The 16,311-nt window shown below is 68.5% G+C and carries 16 protein-coding genes and 1 pseudogene; 9 read left to right on the top strand and 8 right to left on the bottom strand.

Translation table 11 applies throughout. From position 1 onward, the window contains the following. Nucleotides 1-74: 74 nt before the first annotated feature. The 3 genes from HNR07_RS18680 to HNR07_RS18670 are packed head-to-tail and all read right to left on the bottom strand — an operon-like array spanning nucleotide 75 to nucleotide 1,125. Nucleotides 75-452, bottom strand: a complete 378-nt coding sequence (locus tag HNR07_RS18680; RefSeq protein WP_184366091.1) for a hypothetical protein — start codon at nucleotides 450-452, stop codon at nucleotides 75-77. After that, the gene (locus HNR07_RS18675) at nucleotides 449-688 is read right to left on the bottom strand and encodes a hypothetical protein (RefSeq protein ID WP_184366090.1); all 240 of its coding nucleotides are present in this window, start codon (nucleotides 686-688) and stop codon (nucleotides 449-451) included. Before HNR07_RS18675 ends, HNR07_RS18680 begins: the two co-directional genes overlap by 4 nt. After that, on the bottom strand, nucleotides 688-1,125 hold the full coding sequence (locus tag HNR07_RS18670; protein WP_184366089.1) for an ATP-binding protein: 438 nt from the start codon (nucleotides 1,123-1,125) through the stop codon (nucleotides 688-690). The genes HNR07_RS18675 and HNR07_RS18670 overlap by 1 nt, the downstream gene beginning before the upstream one ends. 234 nt (nucleotides 1,126-1,359) lie before the next feature. Between HNR07_RS18670 and HNR07_RS18665 the strand changes: the two genes are divergently transcribed. Continuing rightward, complete coding sequence (locus tag HNR07_RS18665; RefSeq protein WP_312893885.1) at nucleotides 1,360-2,259, top strand: helix-turn-helix domain-containing protein; 900 nt, start codon at nucleotides 1,360-1,362, stop codon at nucleotides 2,257-2,259. 64 nt (nucleotides 2,260-2,323) lie between these two features. Here HNR07_RS18665 and HNR07_RS18660 read toward each other — a convergent pair whose 3' ends face one another. The 3 genes and pseudogenes from HNR07_RS18660 to HNR07_RS18650 all read right to left on the bottom strand — a co-directional run bounded on the left by HNR07_RS18660 (nucleotide 2,324) and on the right by HNR07_RS18650 (nucleotide 4,132). Next, a complete protein-coding gene (locus HNR07_RS18660) occupies nucleotides 2,324-2,515 on the bottom strand; it encodes a DUF397 domain-containing protein (RefSeq protein ID WP_184366087.1) in 192 nt (63 codons plus the stop codon). Beyond that, a pseudogene (locus HNR07_RS18655) lies at nucleotides 2,512-2,868 on the bottom strand (DUF5753 domain-containing protein); the annotation flags it as partial. The pseudogene HNR07_RS18655 and the gene HNR07_RS18660, both read right to left, overlap by 4 nt. A 65-nt stretch (nucleotides 2,869-2,933) precedes the next feature. Beyond that, nucleotides 2,934-4,132, bottom strand: a protein-coding gene (locus HNR07_RS18650) for an IS3 family transposase (protein WP_184371482.1) whose coding sequence is annotated in 2 segments (ribosomal slippage) — nucleotides 2,934-3,889 and nucleotides 3,889-4,132 — 1,200 coding nt in all. Because the reading frame shifts where the segments join, the coding sequence is not laid out codon by codon here. 171 nt (nucleotides 4,133-4,303) lie between these two features. Between HNR07_RS18650 and HNR07_RS18645 the strand changes: the two genes are divergently transcribed. The 5 genes from HNR07_RS18645 to HNR07_RS18625 all read left to right on the top strand — a co-directional run bounded on the left by HNR07_RS18645 (nucleotide 4,304) and on the right by HNR07_RS18625 (nucleotide 7,912). Next, nucleotides 4,304-4,522 (top strand): hypothetical protein, encoded by a 219-nt coding sequence (locus HNR07_RS18645; protein ID WP_184366085.1) that lies wholly within the window; start codon nucleotides 4,304-4,306, stop codon nucleotides 4,520-4,522. A 290-nt stretch (nucleotides 4,523-4,812) separates the two neighbouring features. Then, nucleotides 4,813-4,983 carry a hypothetical protein gene (locus tag HNR07_RS18640; RefSeq protein ID WP_184373102.1) on the top strand — a complete coding sequence of 57 codons (171 nt, stop codon included), beginning with the start codon at nucleotides 4,813-4,815 and terminating at the stop codon, nucleotides 4,981-4,983. Nucleotides 4,984-4,999: 16 nt separating this feature from the next. Beyond that, nucleotides 5,000-6,184 (top strand): cupin domain-containing protein, encoded by a 1,185-nt coding sequence (locus HNR07_RS18635; RefSeq protein WP_184366084.1) that lies wholly within the window; start codon nucleotides 5,000-5,002, stop codon nucleotides 6,182-6,184. Next, entirely contained in the window at nucleotides 6,181-7,092 is a 912-nt protein-coding gene (locus HNR07_RS18630; protein WP_184366083.1) for an aldo/keto reductase, read from the top strand. Before HNR07_RS18635 ends, HNR07_RS18630 begins: the two co-directional genes overlap by 4 nt. 193 nt (nucleotides 7,093-7,285) lie before the next feature. Then, a complete protein-coding gene (locus tag HNR07_RS18625; RefSeq protein ID WP_254418398.1) occupies nucleotides 7,286-7,912 on the top strand; it encodes a phosphotransferase in 627 nt (208 codons plus the stop codon). Between the two features lie 158 nt (nucleotides 7,913-8,070). Here HNR07_RS18625 and HNR07_RS18620 read toward each other — a convergent pair whose 3' ends face one another. Both HNR07_RS18620 and cofD read right to left on the bottom strand, forming a co-directional pair. Further along, entirely contained in the window at nucleotides 8,071-9,414 is a 1,344-nt protein-coding gene (locus HNR07_RS18620; protein ID WP_312893884.1) for a coenzyme F420-0:L-glutamate ligase, read from the bottom strand. Next, entirely contained in the window at nucleotides 9,411-10,400 is a 990-nt protein-coding gene (cofD, locus tag HNR07_RS18615) for a 2-phospho-L-lactate transferase (RefSeq protein WP_184366082.1), read from the bottom strand. The genes HNR07_RS18620 and cofD overlap by 4 nt, the downstream gene beginning before the upstream one ends. Before the next feature lie 247 nt (nucleotides 10,401-10,647). On the opposite strand from cofD, the gene HNR07_RS18610 reads away from it, so the two are divergent. The 3 genes from HNR07_RS18610 (at nucleotide 10,648) to HNR07_RS18600 (ending at nucleotide 16,308) form a co-directional block, all read left to right on the top strand. Further along, nucleotides 10,648-12,000 carry a hypothetical protein gene (locus HNR07_RS18610; RefSeq protein WP_184366081.1) on the top strand — a complete coding sequence of 451 codons (1,353 nt, stop codon included), beginning with the start codon at nucleotides 10,648-10,650 and terminating at the stop codon, nucleotides 11,998-12,000. Nucleotides 12,001-12,240: 240 nt separating this feature from the next. Then, nucleotides 12,241-12,528, top strand: coding sequence for a WhiB family transcriptional regulator (locus tag HNR07_RS18605; RefSeq protein WP_014908913.1), 288 nt, complete (start codon nucleotides 12,241-12,243; stop codon nucleotides 12,526-12,528). Between the two features lie 312 nt (nucleotides 12,529-12,840). Continuing rightward, nucleotides 12,841-16,308: a glycosyltransferase family 2 protein gene (locus tag HNR07_RS18600; RefSeq protein ID WP_184366080.1), complete on the top strand. Its 3,468-nt coding sequence runs from the start codon at nucleotides 12,841-12,843 to the stop codon at nucleotides 16,306-16,308. Nucleotides 16,309-16,311 lie beyond the last annotated feature (3 nt).

Below are 16,311 nucleotides of genomic sequence, written 5' to 3'. Positions count from 1 at the left end.
CGGCGATGACCACCCGCCGTCGAGCGAGACCACCCCTCGAAGAGTTCCCGCCCGCCGCCACGAGATCCATGCGGCTAACCGGAACGGCGCAGGCGGGGCCAGGGGGTCAGCTCTCGGATCCACCGAGTCTGCCGCCTCGGTGCCCGGTGGCGGGCACGGACGTCGTTTTCCGGGTCACCCGCGCTCCTGGGCGGGGGCCGTCGAGGTGCCGGAACCCGCACCACCGGCGCCAGGTTCAGCCGTGGTGCGGTATCACCGGTCACCCTGCGGATCTCCTCGATCAGTTCGGCGGAGTTGTTTCCGGAGAGCAGGACCATTCGGCCGGTGTGTGCGGCCCAGTACTGGCCGGTCGCACCGCCGTGCCAGAAGGTCCACCCGCGTCCCCGGAAGGTGGCGCGCGCTCGGTCGAGTTCCTGCCTGATCGAGCCGCAGTTGTGGTCCAGAGTGATCATCGCTGACCTCCCTCGGGCTGGATCCCCAGTACCGAGAGAGCCTTCTGGAGCTCCGTAGCGCTGGCGGCCACGATCAGTTCCGGCTGGCCGCTGGGGACGGTTCGGGTGCTGGTCGCCACGTAGCTGGTGAGTTCGGAGTTCACCCCGTGGAGCTCGCAGATGAGGAAGTCGGGGAACTCGGCGCGCAGCTTCAGGATCTCCGCGCTCGGTCGCAGGTGGTAGCCGGTCATGGTCATCACCGCTCCCACGTCAGAGCGAAGAAGACCCCGGGGCCGCGGTTCGACTCGAAGCGACCCCATCGGGTGGCCAGAGCGTCGACCAGCCACAGACCCCGCCCGCTCTCGGAGTCGGGAGAGGGGGAGGGGGCACACAGGTCCGGCAGCTGTCCGCTGTCGTCACGGACCTCCGTTCGGAGACCGCCGACACACAGGTGTGCCCGGACCACGATGAATCCGGCCTCCTGGTGCGTCACGCAGTTGGTGACCAGCTCGGAGAGGAGGAGAAGGGCGGTTGAGGAGGAGTCGCCGGGAACCCCGGCCATGGACATCCTCCGGTCGAGCCAGCGACGGGCGTCCTTGACGCATTCGGGCCGAGCGGGGTAGCGGAAGGTCGAACGGCGCAGCGGTGCCAGCCGCCTGCCTTCCGGGCACGCGGAAACGATACGGTTGCTCATGGGTCCTCACCTGGTTCAGTCAGGTAGTGGGCCAAGGCCCTGATCAGGTGTTCCCGCACCAGGTCAGGGCCGTTTTCATGCCTTCTTCTCCACGACATTGCATCGCGCAATTTGTGATTTTGGAAGGCGTGCCTCCAGTGTGCACCGAAGGGGTTAGGTCCACAAGCCGTTTGGCAATTTATTGTTCGATGCAACTTGTGCGAAGTTGGTGCCGCGCATCGCATCAGTGAAACTGTGGAGTTCCACAGCTGTCTCAGGAGGTGTCGGGTGGCGGAGGCCAGCCCCACGGTTGCACGTCGGATCTTGGCCAAAGCGCTTCGGGAGCGTAGGGAAGCCGCCCGCATCACTGGGGGGAAAGCCGCTGGCCACGCAGGCATGCACGCTGGCACCCTGAGTCGGGTCGAGAGCGCCTCGACCCGTATCCAGCCCGGCACCGCTCAGCTCCTCATGCGCTTCTACGGGGCATCCGATGAGGAGTGCGAAGCTGCCTTCCAGCTCGCGCACCTGGCTCGCCGCAAGGGCTGGTGGCGCTCCTACAAGTCGGTTCCGAAGTGGTTCGAGCCCTACCTGGGGCTGGAGGCCGATGCTGTCTTCCTGCGTGGCTATCAGGACCAGCTGTTGCCGGAGCTGTTCCAGACCGAGGAGTACGCACACCTCGTGGCACAGGCATCTATCCCGGCGCTCTCTGAGGTTGAAGTGCGCGAACGGGTCGAAATTTGCCTGAAACGTCAGGAACGTCTTACCGGGCTGAACCCGCTGAGACTGGACGTGGTCATGAGCGAATCCGCCCTTCGCCTGGAGGTGGGCGGTGCCACGACTATGAAACCGCAGCTCAGTTCGCTTCTGGAGCGCTGCGATCTACCGAACGTGACCTGCCGGATCTTCCCTTACTCGGCCGGGGCATTCCCGCATCAGAGTGGGTCCTTCACTTCCCTGTCCTTCGAGGAGAAGAGTCAGCTCGGATTCTCCTTCGGTGAGGTCGTCTATCAGGGCCACGAAGCCGGGGCCTCCTACCTGGAGGATGAGGACACCACGACTCGCTTCCGCGCGATCTTCGAAAACCTGCGAGACCGCGCCTTGAGCGAGGACGGCTCCCGAGCCCTCATCGAGCGAGTGCTCACCGAGTATTCATAACGCCTCCCCTCACACTGAACTACCAGCGCATGAGGGGTGAGGGGAGACGTTCAGGCTGCTCAGATCAAGACTTCACGGTGCTGTTCACGAACTGCAGGAAGGCCGCGGGCGCGAACCCGAGAGCACCGTCTTCCCGGTTCTGTGTGTCACGGACGTACACAGCCTCGGGTGTCTCAGCCACCTCTACGCACTGTCCTCCCTGGTTCCCGCTGTAGGTGGACTTGTGCCAAGGCAGGTCATCGAGCCGGTCGCTCATGTCTCTCCAATCCGGGCCGCCAGTTGGTCGATAGATTCCTCTGGCGACAGGGCAAGGCCAATCAGTGCGCTCATCCGTTGATCGCATTTTGCCACCTCGTCAGCATCAGACGTCACTTGACCGCTCCCGGGTCGCTCGGTGTAGAGCATGCGGTCCCGGTTTCCCGTCTCCAACAGGGTGAACGCCCCGTCCATCGCGGCGTGTGCGCCTTTGCTGAAGGGGAGGATCTGGAGGCGAACGTGTGACCGTTGCGCCGTCTCCAGCAAGTGCTTCAGCTGATCGACCATGACGTTCCGCCCACCCACGGGGCGGCACAGGACTGATTCTTCTAGCACAACCCACAACAAGGGTGCAGTTGGATTCGTGCGGCATCGAACTGATGTTGCTTCAGTTCGGTAGACACCTGTGAGCTGGGGTTTTACGCGGCCTGAGACAGCGCCGCAAGCCTGTCTTGAGCAACTTCGGTGTGGCGACGTTCATACTCAGCCGGGCTGAGCTGACCATTGGCCGAATGCCGCCGCCAGGGGTTGTAGAACCCCTCGATATAGGAGAACACCTCCCGCTCCGCATCCGCCCTGGTGGCGAAACGGGTGCGGTCGATCAACTCGGTCTCCAACGACGCGAAGAAGCTCTCGGTGACGGCGTTGTCGTAACACGACCCCGTCCGCCCCGTCGAGGGAGCGATCCCTGCCTCTTCGCAGCGGCGACCAAAGGCCAGACTGGTGTATTGCGATCCCTTGTCCGAGTGATGGATCAGCCCCGGACCGGGACGGCGGGCGGTCACCGCCATGGCCAGCGCGTCGCAGACCAGATCGGCGCGCATGTGAGGGGCCATCGCCCAGCCCACGATGCGGCGCGAGAACAGGTCCATCACCACCGCCAGGTACACCCACCCCTGGTCGGTGGGCACGTAGGTGATGTCCGCGCTCCACTTGGTGTTGGGGGCATGGGCGGTGAAGTCACGACCGACCAGATCCGGTGGGGCTGTGGCCATCCGGTCCTGGGAGGTCAGGCTTTTGCGGCCGGTGCGGCGGTGGACCCCGACCAGGCCCTGGCGGCGCATCAGCCGGGTGATGCGGTTGCGTCCAGCGCGGATGCCGTCGAGCTCGGCCAGGTCGGCCTGGAGCCTGGGGGAGCCGTAGGTGCCGCGGGAGCGCTCGTGGTGGCCCTGGATGCGCTCGGACAGGTCAGCGTCGGAGCGTTCCTTGGCCGTGGGGCCGTCCTGGATTCGGTGGTGGTGTTTGTAGTAGCCCTGCCGCGATACGCCGAGCAGCCGGGACATCAGGGAGACGGAGTGGCGTGTCTTTTCTTCGTCGATCAGCCGGAACATCACCGACTGGTCTCCCGGACGAAGAAAGCCGTGGCCTTGCGCAGGATCTCGCGCTCTTCGCGCAGCTGGGCGTTCTCTCGGCGAAGGCGGGCCAGTTCGGCCTTGTCATCGCTGGTGGTGCCCTCTGCCTGGCCGGAGTCGATCTTGGCCTGATTGATCCAGGTGCGGATCGTCTGGGCCGAGGGTTCGAACTCAGCTGCCAGGTCCTCGGGGCTACGGCCGGAGCGGGCCAGCGCGATGATCTGATCGCGGTACTCCGGCGGGTACGCAGGGCGGGTCTTGGGCACTTCAATCTCCTCGTTCAATGACAAAGTATCCGAAAGCGGACACCTGTCCACCGAACCGAAGCAAGATCAAACAACCCAACTGAACCATGCCCGCAAGACGGACTTCTCACGCACAAGAGTGCCGCTGAGAACCTCACCTGGGCTCTCAAGGCCAAAGGCATCAGTGCTGAGGTGGACGGTCGTCGCAGGACGGTCACCGCGAAGCTGAACGGCAAGTCCCAGGTCGTCGCCCTGCGCGGTTCGGATGACGACCTCCGGTGGTGCTTCGTCTGGCCCCCTGAAGGCCGCAGCGGACGCCCCACCCTCGATCCGGTCACCAGCATCGGGAACGAGCAGATCCTGGCCGGAAGAATTCTCGGAGTCCTGGAACTCGCGCAGCTCAAGGTCTGAATCTGCGGTTCCGTGGTGCTCCAGTACTGGAACTGCTTTCGATGCGGTCATACCTCCACCGAAGAAGACGCCCACAGGACGCATGAATGTCCAAAAGAACAGAAATTGGACAGTTCGTCTTCGGGTGAGGATGACGAATCGGATAGAGCGCTGACCTGTGCGCTGCGGGGGCGGGCACAGGTCCGACAGATGCCACCCACGAGGGAAGAGGACGTGGGCATCACATCAGCACGAGCACCGCCTTCATGTCACACCAGACCCCATCCGCATCCGATGAAGGAGAACACAGCATGACCGTGACCGGTATCAGCACGCAGACCCAGCCGAAGCCCCGCACGCAGATGGACGTTGGTGACCTCCTCGTCGCGGTGGAGGACATCGCTACCCTGCGCTCGCGCGGCGACCAGCCCTCCGACGGCGGTGGCACCGGCCGCTCCGACACCAACGACGGCTTCCACTAAGAACGGAGGCACGACCTTGTCCGCTGATCTGATCAGCGGCCGTCTGGGCGGGGACACGTTCCCCGCCCAGGTGCTCGGCCGCCAGCACCGGCACTATCCCGCCCCCGGCAACGCCACCGACTCCTTCACACACCTGCTCACCTGGCAGGACCTGAACCAGCTCATCGCGACCCAACGCCTGAACAGCCCTCGTCTGCGATTGTCGGCCGGGGAGAGCATCCACGTGGGCCGCTACACCCAACGGCGCCGCTACCGACGTATGCCCGACTGGGACGCTCCCGTTCCCCATCAGTTCCACCGACAGCTCCGCGAGGGCGCGACGCTGGTGGTGGACGCGATCGACGAGATGCACCCGCCCATCGGCGAGACGGTCGCTGGGTTGGAGACCTGGCTGGGCACCGGAATCCAGACCAACGCCTACGCCTCCTGGACTCCGAAGGAGGGGTTCGGGATCCACTGGGACGACCATGACGTGCTCGTGCTCCAGGTGTCGGGCCGCAAACGGTGGCGCATCTACGGCACCACCCGGACCGCCCCCTTGCACAACGACGTCGAGTTCGACGAGGACCCTCCCACCGACCCCATCGACGAGTTCGTCACGGCACCCGGCGACATCCTCCACGTCCCCCGGGGCTGTTGGCACGCGGTCGCAGCCTCCGAAGGCGAACCCAGCCTCCACCTCACCTGCGGGCTGAACACCACCACCGGAGCCGACTTCCTCACCTGGCTGACCGCTGGCATGGTCGAGCACGAGGAGGTCCGCGCCGACATCCCGCGCGACCCCGGCCAGTTCTCGAACTGGTCCCACCGGATGTCCGAACTGATCACTGCGAGGCTCCAGGCCCCGGCTGTGGTGAGCGAGTACTGGGAGCGACAGAACGAGACAGCCACGGCCCGAGCGGCGTTCAGCCTGCCCGTCGCCGTGACCGGAGAGTTCACCGATTCCACTCGGCTGCGTCTGGCGACCAAGCGGGGCACCTTGAGCATCACCGCGAACAGCGTCATCTACCTCTCGCAGGGACGACGCTGGACGTTCGCCACCCAGGCCGCCCCGCTGCTCACCCACCTGAACGGGCAACACAGTGCCACGGTCAAGGAACTGTGCCAGCTCGTTCCCGACATCTCGCGGGATACCCTCATCGGTCTTCTCCGCAGGCTGCTGGAGGACGGAGCCCTGGTCTGGGAAGGCGACGAAGGATGACCCTGCTCGGCCTGGGCACTTACCGCAGCCGCGATGCCGTCACCTCGGCGACCATCGCGGCTGCGGCCGGATGTCCGCTCATCGACACCGCCCCGGTCTACGGACATGGAACCCACCAGGCGGCGATATCGCCGGTTCTCAGAGCACACCCCCGGATGAGGATCGCCACGAAGGTCGGACACATGACGGCCGACCAGGCGCGCGCAGCCCTGTACAGCCGGGTGATCTCCGAGGCCGAAGCTCTGCGACGGCACAGCATCGCCCCCGACTACGTGCATTACCAGGTCGCGATGAATTGCGCGGAGGTACAGCGCGACCAGCTGGATCTGGTCTACCTGCACAACCCGGAGCACCGCCATTCCGGTGACCGTGACGCACTGCTCGCACGCCTTCGCTCGGCATTCGTCGCACTCGAAGACCTCCGTGATACCGGCACCGTGCTCGGCTACGGAGTGGCTACGTGGAACGGTTTTCGAGACGGTGCCTTCTCCGTCCGCGAACTGGTCAAGCTTGCTGAGGAAGCCTCAGGTGGAGGAGAGGCGGGCCTGCGCGCGATCCAGCTTCCGGTGTCCATGGTGGAGATCGGGCCGATCAGGCAGGCACTCGCCGGAGATGGCCCCATCCCCGCTGCCGGACAGGCAGGATTGGAGGTATGGGGGTCGGCCCCGTTGCACGGTGGTGAGTTGCTCGGCCGGATCAACGAGGGCTTGGCTGACTACGTCGCCTTCGGAGCCACCAACGCGCAGGCGGCCCTGATGGTCGCCGTTTCCACTCCGGGGCTCACCGGGCTGTTGCTGAGCACCGGAAGCGCCGACCACTGGCGTGAGGCCGCTGATGTGGTGGACTCCCCACAGCTGCCTCCGCTCCGACTCAAGGAGATCTGTGACCTGCTCCAACCCGTTTCCTGACCTGGCCGACCGGTGGAACCGTGCAGCGCGCGAGCTCGACGCCACACCCGACCCCGGAGCCGATCTGTATCCCGGTTTGGGCGGCAGAACCCTGAGCGGCCCGGCCACCGTCGACGGAGTTCCGGCATGGTTGCGGGTGATGAGTGCGACCAAGCCGGGCGGGAGGATGTGGGAGGGTTCTACGCTCGCTGACGTGCTACTCGATGACACGATTCCGCGGCCGTCTCTGCTCGGTGAACATGCCTGGGCCGAGCCGGAGACGGGCCTGGTGTTCCAGGCCCACCTATGGGAACGGCTCACCGGCCGTATGGCGTCGAAGACCCCTGACCTGTCCGAACCGCCTTCGGTCTCGGACCGCTGGTGGAACGAGTTGCGGGGCGCGCTCGATCGTCTTCGTCAGGCATCCGTGCCACAGCACCGGCAGCGAAGCCACACACCCGGGTTCATCGAACGCCTTCCGAAGTTCATCCCGGAGTTGGCGGGCACGGACCTCACCGTGTCGGAGTGGGAGACCTCTCACGGAGACCTCCACTGGGCCAACCTCACCGCAGTCCCGCTAGCGATCATCGACTGGGAGGGGTGGGGGATGGCCCCAGCTGGATACGACGCCGCCGTTCTCCACACCTACGCGCTTCCCGAACCGAGAACAGCGGCCAGGGTGCGCGAGGTGTTCGCCGACGTGTTGGAGACCGAAGCCGGGCGGTTCTCTCAGTTGATCATCGCTGCGGAGGTGATCCAGGCAGCGGTACGCGACGACCTTCACGCCCGCTTGCTCCCGCATGTTCGGCGGCGGGTGGAGGAACTACTCACCCCACGGTAGTGGCCTTCTGCGTTGTTGTTGGTGATGACGAGGCCCGTTGCTCCATCGAGAGGACACCGGGCCTCGCCGTGCGCTCGATCCTCCCGAGTTCGGTAAGGACCCGTTCGGTCTGGATCAGTCCCAGATCAGGCCGACAGGGCAGCCAACCACCGACAGGGTCAGCGGATCTCGACGAAGGCGTCCGGGTCGCGGGGTGGCCGCTCCTTGGGGGCCTCGGCCGCGTAACCCACGGCCACCGCGCCCATCGGCTGCCAGTCCCCGGGCACGTCCAGCACCTCGCGCACGACATCGGCGCAGAACATCGTGGAGGAGATCCACGCCGAACCCAGACCCTCCATGGCCAGGCCCACCAGCAGGCTCTGCACCCCGGCGCCCATGGCCACCAGGAACATCGACCGCTCGGCGTCGGCCCGGCGCTCGTCCGGATAGGGGTGCGCGCCGTCCGCGACCAGGAACGGAACCACCAGGTAGGGCGCGCCGCGCAGTACGTCCCCGCGCCTGGTCCGCCTGGCGATCTGCTCCTCGGTGAACCCGTCACCGCGCAGGTCGGCCACCCAGGCCTGCAGCATCGCGTCCAGCAGCCGCTTGCGGGTGTGGGCGGACTCCACCAGCACGTACCGCCAGGGCGTGGTGTGGTGCGGGGCGGGCGCGGTCACGGCGGCGGCCACCGCCCGGCGCACCAGAGCCGGATCCACCGGCCGGTCGGTGAAGGAGCGCACGGTGCGGCGGGCCGCGACCACGTCCCTGGACCCGTACCGGAACAGGTCGGCGTCGGCCGAGCGGACCAGCTCCGCGGCGCCGGGCCCGTCATCCTCGGTGACCAGGTCGCCCAGGCCCGAGACCACGGCGACCGGCACCCCGGAGGTCTTGCCCTTGACCAGCTCACCGGCGCCCGCGATCTCGTCGGCCACCGCGTTGACCGTGGCCTCCATGAGGTTGCCGTGGGTGTCGACGGTGCCGCGCAGGTCCTGGGCGGCACGCAGCCCGGCCGCGCCGATGGCGACGTCGGTCTGGCCGATCCGCCAGGGGCGCCCGAAGGTGTCCGAGACGATGACTCCCACGCGCACGCCCAGGCGCGCGCGCACGCCCGCGCGCAGGGCGCGCGCGGAGGCGTCGGAGTCCTCGGGCAGCAGGAGCACGGTGCCGGGTTCGACGTTGGAGGCGTCCACCCCGGCGGCGGCCATGACCAGGCCCTGCCGGGTCTGCACGATCCGGGTGCGGCCCATCCGGGCCACCACGCGCTGGGTCTCGGCGTCGATGGCCGCCTCGCGGTCGTCGCCCGGCAGGGACCGCCCCTCGGCCTTGCTGACGATCTTGGAGGTGACCACCAGGATGTCGCCGTCGGCCAGGGGCTGCTCCGAGGCGGCCACGGCGTCGGCGATCAGCGCGGCGAGGTCGTCGCCCGAAGCCACTTCGGGGATCCCGCCGAGTCCGCGCACCCGTACTTCTGAGACCCGCACGTCCGGCGTCAGGGATTCCGGCGTCCCGGGATGCGCGCTCACTGCCCCTGGGCCTTCCGCTCGGACAGCTCGACCGCCAGGTCCAGGGCCGCCTGGGCCAGCGCCTCGGTGGCCGCCGGGTCGCTCATGTACAGCGGGCGGGAACGCACCTCGATCCCGTCCACCTCGGTGCCCGCGTCGGCCTCGTCCACCAGCCAGCCGTCCAGCAGGTCCGAGCCGAGGTGTTCGGCGACCGCGCCCGCGCTGGTCTCCACCCCGATGGCGCTCAGGCAGGCGTCGGCCATCCCGCGCACCGGTGCGCCGCCGATGATCGGGGAGACGCCCACCACGGTCTTGTCGACCATGGCCTCGCGGATGCCCTCGATACCGAGGATGGAGCCCACACTCACCACGGGGTTGGACGGCGGGATGATGACGGCGTCGGCGTTGCGGATGGCGCGGATCACACCGGGGGCGGGCTTGGCCTTCTCCGCGCCCAGGCTGATGATCTGCTCGGCGGGCAGCGCGGCCCGGTGCTTGATCCACCACTCCTGGAAGTGGATGGCCCGGCGCCCCTCCTCGTCGTTGACGATCACGTGCGTCTCGACCTGGTCGTCGGTCATCGGCATCAGCCGCACACCGGGCTGCCAGCGGTCGCACAGGGCGGTGGTGATCGCGGAGAGCGGGTAGCCCGCGGCGATCATCTGAGCCCGCACGATGTGGGTGGCGGTGTCCCGGTCACCCAGCCCGAACCAGGTGGGCTTCATCCCGTAGGCGGCGAGTTCCTCCTTGACCGTGAAGGTCTCGTCGGTCCTGCCCCAGCCCTGCTCCTCGTTGATCCCGCCTCCGAGGGTGTACATCACAGTGTCCAGATCGGGGCAGATCCGGAGACCGAAGAGGGTGATGTCGTCACCGGTGTTGCCGATGACGGTGATCTGGTGGTCTGTGGCCTGGTCCGATTCGGTCGCAGCGTCGGTTCCCAGAGCGGCCTTGAGGCCGCGGAGGAAGCGCGCGCCGCCGATACCGCCGGCCGGTACGACTATCCGCATGCGCCCAAGTCTGGCAGGCTGGGGGCGTGTATGGGTCGTCTGCCCCACCGTGGGTACGATCTGGCGTGACCATTCCGGTACCGACGGTGTGTGAACCTTCGGGCGGCGGTCGCCATCCCACTCCATCGGCCCCGCGTTCGGTGTCCCCGTTTCCTTCCCCGGCGCGCCCCGGCCGATTCACCCGACAGCCCGACGATATGCCAAGCTTCCTCCGACGCGACGGCGAAGCAGCAGAGGGGAACCTCTCTTGAACAACGAAACACTAGAACGCCTGCGCCTTCCCGGGGCCTGGGTCCTGCTGGGGGCCGTGGGCGTCCAGATGCTTGCCGGACTTATCGAGCTGATCATCAGATCGAGTGAGTACAACGGGAGCTTCGCCTGGGCCATGGGTTCGGCCGGGTCCTCCTTCTACGGCATCACCATCACCCTGTTGCTGGTGGCCGCGGTAGCCCTGGTGCTCACCAGCGAGCGCACCCGCCCGGCGTCCTTCCCGGTGATCCTGACCGCGATGATCATGGTCGGTGTCGGCCTGCTCTTCGGTCTGATCGGCCTGATCAGCGGGTTCATCGATATCGACAACGGCGGTCTGGCCTTCGCGGGCTTCCTGCACCGGGCGGCCCTGCTCGCGGTGCTCGGCTTCTTCGGGTTCTACCTGATCAAGATCTTCAACGACCCCACGGTCGTTCCGCGGTCGCAGCCGCAGCAGCAGATGTACGGCCAGCAGCAGTTCCCGCCCGCGACCGGTGCCCAGCAGTCGTTCGCCCAGCCCGGCTACCCGGCTGCCGATCCGGCGCAGACGGGTGCTCCGCAGCAGGCCTATGGCCAGGACGCTTCGGGTCAGCAGCAGGCCTATGGTCAGGACGCGTACGGCCAGCAGGCTTACGGTCAGGACGCGGCTGCTCAGCAGCAGGCGTACGGCACCGGCGCCCAGCAGGCCTATGGCCAGGACGCTTCGGGTCAGCAGCAGGCCTATGGTCAGGACGCGTACGGCCAGCAGGCTTACGGTCAGGACGCGGCTGCTCAGCAGCAGGCGTACGGCACCGGCGCCCAGCAGGCCTACGGCCAGGACGCGTACGGCCAGCAGGCCGCCTACGGTCAGGACGCGGCTGCTCAGCAGCAGGCGTACGGCACCGGCGCCCAGCAGGCCTATGGCCAGGACGCTTCGGGTCAGCAGCAGGCCTATGGTCAGGACGCGTACGGCCAGCAGGCCGCCTACGGTCAGGACGCGGCTGCTCAGCAGCAGGCGTACGGCACCGGCGCCCAGCAGGCCTATGGCCAGGACGCCGCAGCCCAGGGCTACGATCCGGCGCAGTACGCGCCGCAGACCTACGAGGGGCAGCCCGCCGCGGACCAGCAGGCCCAGGACGCCATCCAGCACGGTTGGTACCAGGACCCGGCCCAGCAGGGTCAGACACCCTCCGAGCCCGGAGTTGAACCATTCTTTAACTCCGGTGAGAACACTGGTACCGAGACGCCCGACCAGAACGGTGCGTCGTACGGAAACCAGTACGAGTCCGGCTCGTCGTACGGCTCTGACCAGCAAGGACAGGGCGGTACGGACAACCAGCAGAACTGGTACGGCAACGATGGCCAGCGCTGATCCCGCCTGATCCGCCACGCTCCCCACGCCTTGGGAAGGTACGTGAATTGCGTGGTAATCCACAGAACGGACATCGCGGGCCTGCCGTTGGAGGTTCGTTACATGATATTCAGTGGATTACCACGCAGGGCGCTTGACTCGCAGTCATGCGCACGCGTGTAATTCCAATGTGGGATTTCCAGCCGGCCCGGGGGACGAAAAGGGTCGGGGACATCTATTGGGGGGCTACAGGAGGTGCGCATGAGCGAGGTCATCCCGCTGGCGCACGGCTCGGACGAAGATCTGGGCTGGCAGGAGCGCGCCCTGTGCGCGCAGACGGACCCGGAGGCGTTCTTCCCCGAGAAGGGCGGCTCGACGAGGGAGGCCAAGAAGGTCTGCCAGTCGTGCGAGGTTCGTGCGGAGTGCCTGGAATACGCGCTGGAGCATGACGAACGCTTCGGCATCTGGGGGGGACTCTCCGAGCGTGAACGCCGAAGGCTGAAGAAAGCCGCCGGGGGAGATTTCGATTTCCTGGCGGACATGCTGTAGGAGTACGCGTTGCGGCGCGTCCGGGTCACGAGCCCGGGCGCGCCTTTTTCATGTTCGGCACCCTTCACGGCCTTGGGCAAGATTGGGGCGGGTTGCCGCACCGGTGCCGAATGCTCCGATATGGTCGCCCCCGCCTCACCCCGACCGAATAGGTCCGTAATGACGCGGGGTGGCGTATCGTGATGTCCCGCGTTCGCGTCCGCGGGCCGCGCCCGGCGCACACGCGCGCCCACCGGCCGCCAAGGCCGGCAGACACCCCCGGACCCGCACACGGGCCCGAGACCCTTCTCCCGGAGAGAACCCACCACAGCCGTGCTTGACCTGGATTCCGCCCGCCATGTCGTCACCGCGGTCATCGTGTCCCACGACGGCGCACGGTGGCTGCCGGAAACCCTGTCCGCGCTCCGCGCCCAGACCCGGCCGGTGCAGCGGGTCGTGGCCGCCGACACCGGAAGTTCCGACGGCAGCCCCGACATCCTCGCCGACCACCTCCCGGCCGACGCCGTCCTCGACCTGCCCGCCCGGACCGGCTACGGCGACGCGGTCAAGGCCGCACTCGACCTGCCCAGGTCCACCACCGAGGTGAGCGGGTTCGACGAGGACGCCACGGAGTGGATCTGGCTCATCCACGACGACCTCACCCCGGAGAAGGACACCCTCGAACAGCTCCTGGCCGCCGCGGACAAGGACCCGCGCGCGGCCGTCCTGGGCCCCAAACTCCGGGACTGGTTCGACCGCCGCCTCCTCGTGGAGGTCGGCGTCACCATCGATGGCGCGGGCCGCCGCGAGACCGGGCTGGAGCAGCGTGAGTTCGACCACGGTCAGCACGACGGCACCCGCCAGGTCCTGGCCGTCTCCAGCGCGGGCATGCTGGTCCGCCGCGACGTGTGGAACCGCCTCGGCGGCTTCGACCCGGCGCTGCCGCTGTTCCGCGACGACATCGACTTCTGCTGGCGCGTGGGCGGGGCCGGACTGCGGGTCCGCATGGTCCCCGAAGCCGTCGCCTACCACGCCGAGGCCTCGGCCCGCCGCCGCCGGAGGATCACCGCCACCCGCAACCACCCCCGCCGGGTGGACCGCAGGCACGCGGTGTTCGTGCTGCTGGCCAACCTGCCCTTCGGCGGGATGGTGTTCGCGCTGCTGCGCAACTCCGTCGGGTCGCTGCTGCGCGTGATCATGTACCTGCTCATCAAGCAGCCGGCCAACGCGCTGGACGAGGCGGCCGCGATCACTCTCGTCTACGGTCGGCCCTTCCGCCTGGCCCGGGCGCGTTTCCGGCGCCGCCGCGACCGACGCCGCACCTACAGCGCCATCCGGCCCTACCTGGCCAGGGGTGTGGCCATGCGGCAGTTCGCCGACGCGGTCACCGGCGTCCTCACCGGTGAACGGGTGGGCGACACCGCCGGACGCCACCAGGCGGTCACCACCGCGCCGGGGGAGGAGGACGACGGCCTCGCCGACGACTCCAGTTCGTTCCTGCGCCGGGTGGTCCTGCAACCGGGGCCCCTGCTGGTCATCGGCCTGACCGTGATCACGATCATCGCCGAACGCTCGCTGCTGTTCGGCGGGATGCTCGCGGGCGGCGCCCTGCCCCCGGTCACCGGTAACGCCCTGGACCTGTGGAACCTGTACCTGTCCGGACACCCGGACAGCGGAGTGGGATCCTCCGGACCGATCCCGCCCTACGTGGGCTTCCTCGCCCTGCTGTCCACCCTCACCCTGGGACAGCCGTGGATCGCGGTGATGGTGATCCTGCTGGGCTGCGTGCCGCTGGCCGGGCTCACCTCCTACCTGCTCGCCCGCGAGGTGCTGCGCTTCCGCCCGGCCCGCCTGTGGATGGCCGGGGCCTACGCCCTGCTGCCCATGGCCACCGGAGCCGTCGCCCAGGGGCGCCTGGGCACCGCCCTGGTGCACGCCCTGCTGCCGATCCTCGGCCTGCTGCTGGTCCGGCTGGTCTCCCTGCCGCCCAAGTCCTCGCGGCGGGCCGCCTGGGGGCTGGGCCTGGCCCTCACCGTGGCCACCGCCTTCGTCCCCATCGTCTGGCTCCTGTGCCTGGTCACCGGGGTGCTGGTCGCGGTCGCCTTCGGTCACCTGGGCCGCCGCATCTACGTCAGTGTGGCGATCAGCCTGGCCGTGCCGGTGGTCCTGCTCATGCCGTGGACCCTCGAACTCCTGATGCACCCGAGCCTGTGGTTGCTGGAGGCCGGACTGCACCGGCCCGAGCTGTCCGATCCCGGGGCGACCCCCGTCGAGCTGCTCATGCTCTCCCCGGGCGGCCCGGGAACGCCTCCGTACTGGGTGACGGCCGGGTTCGTCGCGGCCGCCCTGTGCTCGCTGCTCCTGCTCCGCAACCGGATGCTGGTCGCGGCGGGCTGGTGCCTGGCCCTGTTCGGCATGCTCATCGCCGTTCTGACCAGCCGGGTCGTGATCGAACCCTACTTCGGCGGCCCGCCCGCCCAGGTCTGGCCCGGCGTCGCGCTGGCCTTCGCCGCCACGGCCGTGCTGTTGACGGCCTCCACGGCGGCCCGCGCCTTCGGGAACATGATTCGCACCGGAGGGCTCAAGCGCTACTTCGCCCTGGGGGTGGCCGCGCTCGCGCTGGCCACCCCCGTCTCGGCGGCGGGGCTGTGGATGTGGGAGGGCGTGGACGGCCCGATCACCGCGAACGCCCCCCGCGCGGTCCCCGGGGCGCTGGAGAGCGTCAGCTCCGACGGCACCGACCCCCGCACGGTCATCGTCACCCCGGCCGACGACGGCAGCGTCGACTACGTGGTGGTCCGCGGCCGGGAGCCGAGGCTGGGCGAGGAACGGGTCCTGCCCGAACCCCAGGCCCGCGCCGCCGTGGACCTGGCCGTGGCCGAGCTCGCCGCGGGCCAGGGCGGGGACCAGCTGCACACCCTGATCGACTACGGCATCCAGTACGTGCTCTACCCGCGTCCGGAACGCGGCGGCCCCGCCGACGCCACCCTGGTCGACACCCTCGACGGCACCCCCGGGCTGGGTCGGCAGTCGCTGTCGGACCACTACGGGCTCTGGCGGGTCGTGGAGACCACCGGCGCGCTGCGGACGGTCTCCGAGGACGGCCTGGAGGCTGAGGTGCTCCAGGTGGAGGGTGCGGCCGACCAGCTCACCGCGGAGGTCGGCGAGGGGCGCACCGGGCGCCGCCTGGCCCTGGCCGAACCGGCCGACGGCGGCTGGCGCGCCACCCTGGACGGCACCGAGCTCACCGAGGTGAGTACCGAGAACGGGACCCAGGCCTGGGCCCTGCCGGTGCACGGCGGTGAGCTGCGCGTGTGGCACACGGACCTGGTGCACACCGCCTGGGTGGTCACCCAGGGGATCCTGCTCCTGGTCGTCGCGGTGCTCGCCGCCCCGGGCGTGCGCACCGAGGAGGAGCGCAAGCTCATCGAGTCCACCCCGATGCCCCGCCCGCGGCGGCCGAGCCGGGGCCCGCTGGTCCGCTCCGGCAGGTCCACGAGGGGGAGTTCACGGCGCGGGAAACCGGCGGACACGGGTGCGGTGGAGGCCGTCGCGGTTTCGGACACGGAGCCTGCTGAAGGGCTCGCCGAGGGACCAGTCGCAGAGCGCCCGACGGCGGAGGGCGAGCCCGACACCGGGCCGACCACGACCGGTTCCATCCCCGTGGTCCGCGGCAAGCGCCGCGGCACCCGGGGCACCCGCCGCGCGGGGACTCGCAGGGCCGGGGGAAAACGCAGGGCCGGACCGTCCCGGGGCCGGGACGCCTCGGAGGGCACCGGCGACAACGAGCGGGAGGAGTAGGTC

Source organism: Nocardiopsis metallicus (assembly GCF_014201115.1).
GTDB classification, from domain to species: domain Bacteria; phylum Actinomycetota; class Actinomycetes; order Streptosporangiales; family Streptosporangiaceae; genus Nocardiopsis; species Nocardiopsis metallicus.
This window is presented reverse-complemented; position numbering and strand designations above follow the sequence as displayed.